This is a genomic window from Allosalinactinospora lopnorensis, assembly GCF_000981225.1.
Classification (GTDB): domain Bacteria; phylum Actinomycetota; class Actinomycetes; order Streptosporangiales; family Streptosporangiaceae; genus Allosalinactinospora; species Allosalinactinospora lopnorensis.
The window spans coordinates 50,752-59,818 of the sequence record NZ_LAJC01000031.1; the positions used below are offsets into that span (position 1 = coordinate 50,752).

Annotated in this window: 8 protein-coding genes; 7 read left to right on the plus strand and 1 reads right to left on the minus strand. The window is 69.2% G+C overall.

Translation table 11 applies throughout. The annotated features are described in order from the left end of the window. The first annotated feature begins 133 nt into the window (after positions 1–133). The 6 genes from VS93_RS31630 (at position 134) to lhgO (ending at position 6,180) form a co-directional block, all read left to right on the plus strand. Positions 134–487: a DUF742 domain-containing protein gene (locus tag VS93_RS31630; protein ID WP_394298819.1), complete on the plus strand. Its 354-nt coding sequence runs from the start codon at positions 134–136 to the stop codon at positions 485–487. After that, the gene (locus VS93_RS13265; RefSeq protein ID WP_046470256.1) at positions 468–1,064 is read left to right on the plus strand and encodes a GTP-binding protein; all 597 of its coding nucleotides are present in this window, start codon (positions 468–470) and stop codon (positions 1,062–1,064) included. Before VS93_RS31630 ends, VS93_RS13265 begins: the two co-directional genes overlap by 20 nt. Before the next feature lie 127 nt (positions 1,065–1,191). Beyond that, positions 1,192–2,121, plus strand: coding sequence for a sirohydrochlorin chelatase (locus VS93_RS13270; RefSeq protein WP_046470257.1), 930 nt, complete (start codon positions 1,192–1,194; stop codon positions 2,119–2,121). 267 nt (positions 2,122–2,388) lie between these two features. After that, positions 2,389–4,383 (plus strand): sensor histidine kinase, encoded by a 1,995-nt coding sequence (locus VS93_RS13275; RefSeq protein ID WP_052745729.1) that lies wholly within the window; start codon positions 2,389–2,391, stop codon positions 4,381–4,383. 231 nt (positions 4,384–4,614) lie between these two features. Continuing rightward, positions 4,615–4,923, plus strand: coding sequence for a DUF742 domain-containing protein (locus tag VS93_RS13280; protein ID WP_052745730.1), 309 nt, complete (start codon positions 4,615–4,617; stop codon positions 4,921–4,923). Between the two features lie 42 nt (positions 4,924–4,965). Then, entirely contained in the window at positions 4,966–6,180 is a 1,215-nt protein-coding gene (gene lhgO / locus VS93_RS13285) for an L-2-hydroxyglutarate oxidase (RefSeq protein ID WP_046470260.1), read from the plus strand. A 79-nt stretch (positions 6,181–6,259) separates the two neighbouring features. On the opposite strand, the gene VS93_RS13290 is transcribed toward lhgO, so the two are convergent. Beyond that, positions 6,260–6,904 (minus strand): HNH endonuclease family protein, encoded by a 645-nt coding sequence (locus VS93_RS13290; protein ID WP_046470261.1) that lies wholly within the window; start codon positions 6,902–6,904, stop codon positions 6,260–6,262. 321 nt (positions 6,905–7,225) lie between these two features. Between VS93_RS13290 and tyrS the strand changes: the two genes are divergently transcribed. After that, on the plus strand, positions 7,226–8,527 hold the full coding sequence (tyrS, locus tag VS93_RS13295) for a tyrosine--tRNA ligase (protein WP_046470262.1): 1,302 nt from the start codon (positions 7,226–7,228) through the stop codon (positions 8,525–8,527). Positions 8,528–9,067 lie beyond the last annotated feature (540 nt).

Here is a 9,067-nt window from a genome sequence, read left to right on the forward strand (position 1 = left end):
GGCAGCGGGGTCCGAGGGAGCGCGCATCCGGCGCGACCCCCGGGCTCGCGACACGGTTGCGACCCAGGGGCTCCGCCGCCGGCAGGAGCGGCCCCCGGCGGACGGAGCCGCTTCCGGGGGCTCGAACGGTTCCGTGCCTCCGGACAGCGACACCGGGCCGCTGGTGCGGCCCTACACCATGACCGGAGGCCGGACCCGCTCAAGCGGCACCGGGCTGGACATGATCAGCATCGTCATGGCGGCGCGCGAAGGCGCCGACTGGGACTCCCTGAAACCCGAGCAGGCGGCCATCCTCCGGCTGTGCCGCCGCCCCATCTCCGTCGCGGAGATCTCCGCTCAACTGGACGTCCCCATGACCGTGGTCAGGGTGCTGCTGGGCGACCTCATCGCCGAGGGCGACGTGATCGCCCGGGACCCCATGCCTGCGGCCGACCTTCCCGAAATGAACGTACTTCAGGCGGTACTCGATGGCATCCGCAGACTCTGACGGCGGCGCTGAAGCCGGTATCCCCACGGCGGTGAAGATCCTCGTCGCGGGAGGCTTCGGCGCCGGAAAGACGACCATGGTGGGCTCGGTCAGCGAGATCACCCCGCTCAACACCGAGGAGGTCATGACCGAGGCCAGCATGGGGGTCGACGACCTCGGCGGAGTCGAGGACAAGACCACCACGACGGTGGCCCTGGACTTCGGCCGGATCACCATCGGCAAGCGGGTGGTGCTCTACCTGTTCGGCACACCCGGGCAGGGCCGGTTCTGGTTCATGTGGGACGAACTCGCGGACGGAGCGCTGGGATCGGTGGTGCTCGCCGACACCCGGCGCCTGGAAACCTGTTTCCCGGCGGTGGACTTCTTCGAACGCCGGAACATCCCGTTCGTGGTGGCGGTCAACCGCTTCGACGGCGAATGCCCCTATACGGAGCAGGAGGTGCGCGAGGCCATCGACATCGGAGCAGAGGTCCCCGTCATCATGGCCGACGCCCGGGACCGCGGCTCGGGCAAATGCGTCCTGGTGGCCCTCGTCGAACACGTCATGCGGCGGCGCAGCCCCGCCATGTCGCCGTGACCGCTACTATGCTCCGGCGGTACGTGATGACCGGTCGTGGAAGGGTTGCGTTTCACGATCGGAATCGAACAGAGGGCATGATCATCGCCGACGAGTCGTTAGCATTTCTCGCGTGAACCCTGACAGTATGCAGAACCCGGACAGACTCCCCCCGCGCGACCTTCCGCGACGTCGCTCTGGCCGGCACCGCAACCCACTGTCGTTCGACAGTTGGGTCGGCACGCCCACGCTTGTACTCGCTGTTCCCGGCGCCTCTCGGAGGGGTGCGCAGGATGGTGTGGACTCTGATGCCGAGCAGATCGGCATGGAGATGGTCAACCTCGTGCGTTCCTACCGACCAGAGGTCACGATCCGGTTCGGCTGCACCGAGGGAGAGGAACACCGTCTCGGCGACGCCCTCGCCGACCTCGCACCTGAGGAAGGGCGCCCCTTGACCGGGGTCGTGATTCCTCTGGTGACCGCCCCGCATCCGCCCACGGGCAGAGCGATCTCCGCCGCCGTGGACGAGACCGGTGCCGACGTCCGCGTGACCGACGGTCTGGGGCCGCACCCGATGCTCGCCGAAGTGCTGCACCTGCGCCTGGCCGAGGCCGGGTACGTGCGCGCCGACCGCATGCGGTTGATCAGCGTGGTCGCCCCCAGCACCAGCATGACCGACGGTGTCATCGTCGGTGCCGCGGGAGGCGAGGAGGCGGTGAACGTCGCCGGTGTTACCGCGGTACTGCTCGCCGCGCGGCTCGGCATCACCGTTCTGCCCGCCGATCTGGAGGACGAGGCAAGCCTGGAGGGCGCTCTCGCCCAGCTCAAGGAGGGCGGAGGCGTGCGGCCGGTGATCGCGCCGAGCGCACTCGGGCCCGAGTTCCCAGCCGAGCGGGTGACCGCGCTCGCGGAGAAGTACGGAGCCCGCGCCAGTGCGCCCCTCGGCGCGGGAAGCGTATTGGCCAAGATCGTGGCGCTGCGTTATGCCGAGGTACTGAATTCGCTGGGAATCGAGGAGCCGCCCACCGTCGAGGATCTGCCCGCACCCACGGGCTCCCGGCACCGCAGGGAGAGCTGACCCGGTATCGCACACACAGGTGAGGCGGCCCCGGACCCGGGGCCGCCTCACCTGTGTGCGGCCTCTCCCGCAGAAATAGGTGACCGATCGTAATTAATTCACCACATGGAGGCAGGGGAGTCCGGTAGCGTCGTTTCCCTCTGGGGCGCCGCGGTGCTCGTCCGCGAGAACCCGCGCCCGCCGTGCGCGTCCGGCCAGGTTGGGGGAACCATGGGCAGAAAACGCGGACCGGCAACGAGGCAGACCATCCGAAGGCAGTTGGCGCGGATGGTGCTGATCCCGAGTGTCAGCTTCCTTGTGCTGTGGGCGATCATGACCGCGACCGGCACCTTCCAGGCCGGGACTCTGATGCTTTCGGTGGTCAACGGCCGTGACAGTGTTGCCGTGTTCGACTCCATCGCGGCTGAGCTGCGGGAGGAACGGAGGCTCACCCAGCTCTATCTGGGAGACCCTGATGCGGAGGGAGTCCGGGGCGAGCTGGAGGAGCAGCGCGAGAGCACCGACGATTCCCTCGGTACAGCCCGTGAAAGGGCGTCCACCTTGCGCTCCAGCGACGACGACGAGGTCCGCAGCAAGGCGCGCGCCTTCCTCGAGAACGGCGGGAAGCTGGACGGTCTGCGGGCGGAGGTGGGCGAAGGGGAGACCGACCGGGACTCCTCGCTGTTCGGCTACACCACGCTGATCGAGGACATCACCCTCCTCACCTCGTCGCTGCTGCGCGGCCTGGACCACGGGGCGAGCCTCTCGGAGTCCGTGCTGGCCAGGGAACTGCTGGGCGCCCGTGAGGAGTACTCGCGGGCCGAAGCCCTCCTCGCCGGCGCCATCGCGGCGGACGGCCTCTCCTATCAGGAGACCGCGCATTTCACCTACCTCACCGCCTCCTACCGCGGCACCCTCACCGAGGCCCGGCAGGACATGAGCGGTGAGATCCGCCGGCAGTACGAGGACATGATCGGGTCGGGGAACTGGGCCAAGACCGAGCAGCTCAGTAGGAGCGTCGTCACCCGTTCGCCCATACGCCAGCCCGAGGAGCCCGGGGACGCCGCCACCTGGAACTCCGAGATTCCGGTCAGTGGAAGCGAGTGGGAGGAGGCGGCCCAAGGGGCGACGCCCGCGTTCGACGATCTCGTCTCCGCCCAGGCGGAGCTCGCCACCGACACGGCCTGGGACGCCGCGCTGTGGCGGATCGCCGCCGGTTTCGCCGGCTGCGCGGTCACGTTGGTGGCCGGGATCGTCGCCATCGTCATCGCGACCCGTTCCTCACGCCGCCTCATCGGGCGGCTGTCCCGGCTGCGCAGTGAAGCCCTGAACCTGACCGAGACCAGGCTGCCCGGCATCGTCGCCCGGGCGCAGAGCGGTCGGCGGGTGGACGTGGCCGAAGAGCTGCCGGCGCTGTCCTTCGGTGCGGACGAGATCGGGCAGGTCGCCGATGCGTTCAACACCGCCCAACGTACCGCGGTCGGCGCGGCCGTGAAGCAGGCGGAGATCAGGAAGGGGGTCAACCGGGTGTTCCTCGGCATCGCCTACCGCAACCAAACCCTGGTGCAGTGCCAACTCCGCCTGCTCGACGAGATCGAAGACAACGAAGGAGACCTCGACAAGCTGCAGAAACTCTTCCGGCTGGACCACCTGGCCACGCGCGCCCGCAGGTACGCCGACAACCTGATAATCCTCGGCGGGGCCTCGTCCGCCCGCCGCTGGCGCCGCCCGCTCCCGTTGGTGGACGTCTTGCGCGCGGCCGTTTCCGAGACCGAGGACTACGAGCGCGTCCGCCTCACCTCGGCTCCGCGGGTCTGGCTGCGGGGCCTGGCCGTTGCCGATGTCGTACACCTCATCGCCGAGCTCGTGGAGAACGCCGCCCAGTTCTCCCCGGCAGGTTCGCAGGTCGACCTGAATTGCGGGCCGGTCGCGGGCGGGATCGCGGTCGACGTCGAGGATCGGGGCATCGGTATGACCGAGGAGGGGTACGCCTCGGCCGCGCGCACACTGGCCGAGGCCCCCGAGTTCGACGTGATGGCGCTGCCGGACGAACCGCGCCTGGGATTGTTCGTCGTGGCCCGGTTGGCCGCCCGGCATGGTGTCAAGGTGCGGTTGTTCCCCTCGCCCTACGGAGGGACGCGGGCCACGGTGGTTCTGCCCCAGGAGCTGCTGGAGCCGGTGAGCACGGACGACGGCGACGTGACGGAGGAGATGATGGTGCTGCCGGGCCAGCGCCCCGCCGCCGTGCCCAGATCTCCCGGAGGTGGAACCGGTGATGGGTAGTGGAGGAGCGCACGAGAAGCCGGACGGGGCATCCCGCGAGACGCCCCGCGCGCGGACGGCGGAGCCGTTGAGGGCGGTGGAGGGCGACGGGCCGGAGGGTTTGCGGCGCGCAGCGTCTCCGTTGAGGGCGGTGGAGGGCGACGGGCCGGAGGGTTTGCGGCGCGCAGCGTCTCCGTTGAGGGCGGTGGAGGGCGACGGGCCGGGAAGCTGCTCCGCCCCTTCGCCGTCCAGATCGGGGACGAGGGAGAGAAGGGTGTTGCTCCCCTCCCAGAGCTGGAGCTGACGAGCCTGGTGACCGCCGCCCGCTCTCCGGAACCCCGGGACGTCCTGCGGCCGGAGCGGGAGAAGATCCTCGACCGTGCGCGCCGCCCGCACACCGTCGTCGAGCTCGCCGCCCACCTGGAACTGCCGATGAGCGTGACGAGGCTGCTCGCCTCCCGGATGGTCGCCGAGGGCGCCCTCGTGTTGTGCGTCCCCTCGAACGAGCCCAGCGAGGACGATCTCCTGCAGGCGGTCCTGACCGGGCTCCGTTCCCTGTGACCCGGCGCGTCCCGGAGGGAGCGCACTGCTACCTTGCGGCGCGTGGGTATCGAACGGATCGGCATTGTGGGCGCGGGGATCGTCGGCCTGGCGCTGGCGCGGTGGGTCACGGTGAACCGGCCCGGCGCGCGGGTCACCGTGCTGGAGAAAGAGGATCGGGTCGCCGCCCATCAGACCGGGCACAACAGCGGTGTCGTGCACGCAGGGCTGTACTACCGGCCGGGCTCGCTCAAGGCCACGCTGTGCCGGCGCGGGGTAGGGCTGCTGCGCGAGTACTGCGCGGAGCGCGAGTTGCCCTACGAGGAGGTCGGCAAGATCCTCGTGGCCCGGAGCGCCGACGATTCCGCGCGGCTGGACGCCATCGAACGCCGGGCCGAGGCCAACGGAGTCCCGGGTGTGCGCCGGCTCGGTCCCGAAGGGCTGCGGGAGCTCGAACCGCGCGTCCAAGGAACCGGGGGACTGCATTCTCCGCATACGGCCGTCACCGATTTCATCGCGGTCGCGGAGTCCCTCGCCGACGATGTCCGCAGGGCGGGTGGCCGGGTCCTGCTCGACAGTCCCGTGATCGCGCTGGGCCAGGACGCCGATGGCGCCGAGGTGCTCACCGGTGATCCGCGGGGTGAGCGCGTGAAGCGGTGGTTCGACACCGTCGTCCTCTGCGGGGGGCTGTACAGCGACCGGCTGGCCCGCATGGCGGGGGCGGACACCGATCCGCGCATCGTCCCTTTCCGGGGGCAGTACCACGAGCTGGTCCCGGAGCGCCGGCACCTCGTGCGCGGCCTGATCTACCCTGTCCCGGACCCGCGGTACCCGTTCCTCGGCGTGCATCTTACGCGGCACGTCCACGGAGAGGTCATGGCCGGCCCCAACGCCATCCTGGCCACCGCGCGAGAGGGGTACCGGGTCCGCGACGTTCTCCGGCGCGACCTGGCCGAGACCCTGGCCTGGCCGGGACTCTGGCGGCTGGCCCGCGCCCACTGGACGGTGGGCGCCCGCGAAATGGTGGTGTCGGCTTCCCGCGCCGCCTTCGCGCGCGAAGCCCGCAGGCTGGTTCCCGAGATCACAGCGGAGGACCTGTGCTCTGCTCCGGCGGGAGTGCGCGCCCAGGCGCTTACCCGGGACGGGACCCTTCTCGACGACTTCGCCATCGACACCCGGGGCCGGGTGGTCTGCGTCCGCAACGCCCCCTCCCCGGCGGCGACCTCCGCCCTGGCCATCGGCGAGTACCTGGGCGAGAAGGTGCTGAGCACCCGCTGACGGGTCGCGCACTACGGGGCAGGTAACGCGCACCGGCGCGCGGGCGGAACGCCCGCGCGCCGGTGCGCCCGTCAGAGGGTCAGCAGGTGGAGTCGAGAAGCTCCTCCAGTTCCCCCTCCTCCGCGGGATCGATGGTGAGGTCCCATTCGTATTTCACGTTGATCCAGCTCCTCGTGTAGTCGCAGTGGATGCCGGTCTCGGTCGGCATCCACTCGGAGGGGTCCTTGTCGCCTTTGGAGCTGTTGCTGGACGGGCTCACCGCCCACAACTGGGGGGTGTCGAGATCGTTGGCGAATTCCTCGCGCTGACTGGTGGACCAATCGCCGGCACCGGAGTCCCAGGCCTCCTTCAGCGGGACGAAATGGTCGACGCTGGCCTGTGAGGGATCGTCGGTGACCTCACCGTCGAACGGGCTGGTCCAGGAGCCGGATGTGGGGTAGCAGTTGCCTCCCACCTCGACATTGTCGCCGTCGCGCTGCAGCACCATTTCGCGTGCGTTGCAGTTGCCCTCGACCGCCGACCAGTGGGGGAAGAGGTCGCGGCTGTAGCCGGGGACGTCCTCTTCGGACGCCACGGTGAGACTGTCGAGCTGCGATCGGGCCTCCGCGAGGCTCGGCGGTGGGGGAGGGGCGGCCTGGACGGGGGAGGCCGAGCCCACCAACAGGGCGAACATCCCCAATCCGGCGGTCGACGCACCGGCGAGACGGCGGGTGGTCACTGGCATATGAGTCTCCAAGCAGAGCGGGTGCTTTCGGACTCTCCGAGAGTCGCCCACGCTTCGAGAGCGGGGGAATATGGGGCGGGTTAACAATTGATGACCGTCTCTGGCCGGATCCGGCCAGAGACGGTCATCCGGTGGAGCGCGGGGGCGGGCCGGCTTGGCGCATCCGGGGCCGGCGTTCCTGCGTACGGCGGGGAATCGGTGCGACACCGATCCGGGGCAGCGGATACCGTAGAGAAGGTTCAGCCGGTGAGCCGGATGTACCGAGGCCCCGGCGAGTCGCCGGACGGATCAGTCAGTAGTTCTCCCTACGGAAAGACCACAGTGCCCGACATCATCGACGACCTCGAATGGCGAGGCCTCCTCTCGCAGACCACGGACCTTGATGAACTCCGCAAGGCACTCGCCGATGGCCCGGTCACCCTCTATTGCGGCTTCGATCCCACCGCGGGGAGCCTGCACGTAGGCCACCTCACCCAGATCCTGACGCTGGCGCGCTTCCAGCACGCCGGGCATCGCCCGATCGCGCTGGTCGGCGGCGGGACCGGTCTTATCGGCGATCCCAAGCCCGCCGCGGAGCGCGCGCTGAACTCGGCGGAGACCGTCGAGGAGTGGGGCCGGGTCCTCGGCCGCCAGCTCTCGGCGTTTCTGCGCTTCACTCCTGGAGGCGAGCGGCCAGGCCCGACGGACGCCATTCTCGACAACAACGCCGAATGGCTTGCCGCTATGAGCGCCATCGAGTTGCTGCGCGATGTCGGAAAGCACTTCAGCGTCAACCAGATGCTCGCCCGCGAGACGGTGAGGAGCCGGCTCGACGGCGAGGGAATGAGTTACACCGAGTTCAGCTACGTGCTCCTGCAGGCGTACGACTTCGTCGAGCTCTACCGGCGGCACGGCTGCACACTGCAGATCGGCGGCAGCGACCAGTGGGGCAACATCACAGCAGGACTCGACCTGATCCGCCGAATGGACGGGAACGCCCCGCACGGCCCGGCGCACTGCCTGACCACGAACCTGCTCACCAGGAGCGACGGGACGAAGTTCGGCAAGACCGAGACGGGCAGCGTGTGGCTCGATCCCGAACTGACCACGCCCTACGCCTTCTACCAGTTCTGGTTCAACGCCAACGACCGGGACATCGTCCGTTTCCTCAAGGTCTTCAGCTTCCGCTCCAAGGATGAGATCGAGGCCCTGGAGCGGCAGACCGAGGAACGTCCGGCCGCCCGGGCCGCCCAACGGGCGCTGGCGGAGGAACTGACCACGCTGGTGCACGGCGAGGAGGAGTGCCGCAAGGTCGTGGAGGCCAGCCGTGCCCTGTTCGGCCAGGCGGACCTGGGAGACCTCGACGCCGGCACGCTCAGCGCCGCGCTGGCGGAGGTACCGAAAGCGGAGTTGGCGGGCCCCGTCGACGAGCTGCCGCCAGTGGTCGACCTGCTCGCGGCCACCGGGCTGGTTCCGAGCAAGTCGGCGGCGCGCCGGGCGATCCAGGAGGGTGGCGCCTACCTGAACAACACGAAGGTCAGCGACGTCGAGGCCCGGGCGTCCGGGGAGGATCTGCTGCACGGGCGCTATCTTGTGCTGCGGCGAGGCAAGCGCAACATAGGTGGTGTCATCGTCACTGCGTAGCCGCGGCGGAGATTCCCGGTGCCCGCCCGGGAGCCGCAGGGCGGGCACCACGGCTCCAAAGGACGACGCGGGGCGAGAGGTCTCGTACGCTGCCGCGGATTCGTGTCCCCGAGCGTGTTTAAGCCGCATACCAGAGGGGCAGGTACACCCTTGCGAACGGAAGCTTGACGTACCGTACGGGTGTGGTGCGCGCCCGCGCGAGGTCAGGAGGCCAAGACCTGCGGAGCAGGCGCAACCGGCCAGTGGCTGGTGCAGACGCCGCGGAGTCCGGCCCGATTTGACGCACCTGAACGTGGAACCTATCGTTATCCAGTCGGTGCGGGCTGGCGAGTGACTCAGAGGAACTCGAAACCGGACCGCACATCACCCCGAAGGTTACTGACCTGGGCGGCTGTCCGGGACTGGTAATCTGGAATCTCGCGGTTCTCCTCCCGTGGGACTTTCGAGGGATTGGCTCGCCGAAACTTTTTCGGGAATGCCGATTTGGCGCTCTCGGAGGGGATTGGTAAGCTAAATGGAGAAACCGTAAAAACGGTGACG

What these genes read in the sequence shown, in the direction of transcription:
- VS93_RS13265 (WP_046470256.1), top strand. Translation starts at nt 468, where the DNA reads ATGGCATCCGCAGACTCTGACGGCGGCGCTGAAGCCGGTATCCCCACG.
- VS93_RS13270 (WP_046470257.1), top strand. Translation starts at nt 1,192, where the DNA reads ATGCAGAACCCGGACAGACTCCCCCCGCGCGACCTTCCGCGACGTCGC.
- VS93_RS13275 (WP_052745729.1), top strand. Translation starts at nt 2,389, where the DNA reads ATGGTGCTGATCCCGAGTGTCAGCTTCCTTGTGCTGTGGGCGATCATG.
- VS93_RS13290 (WP_046470261.1), bottom strand. Translation starts at nt 6,904, where the DNA reads ATGCCAGTGACCACCCGCCGTCTCGCCGGTGCGTCGACCGCCGGATTG.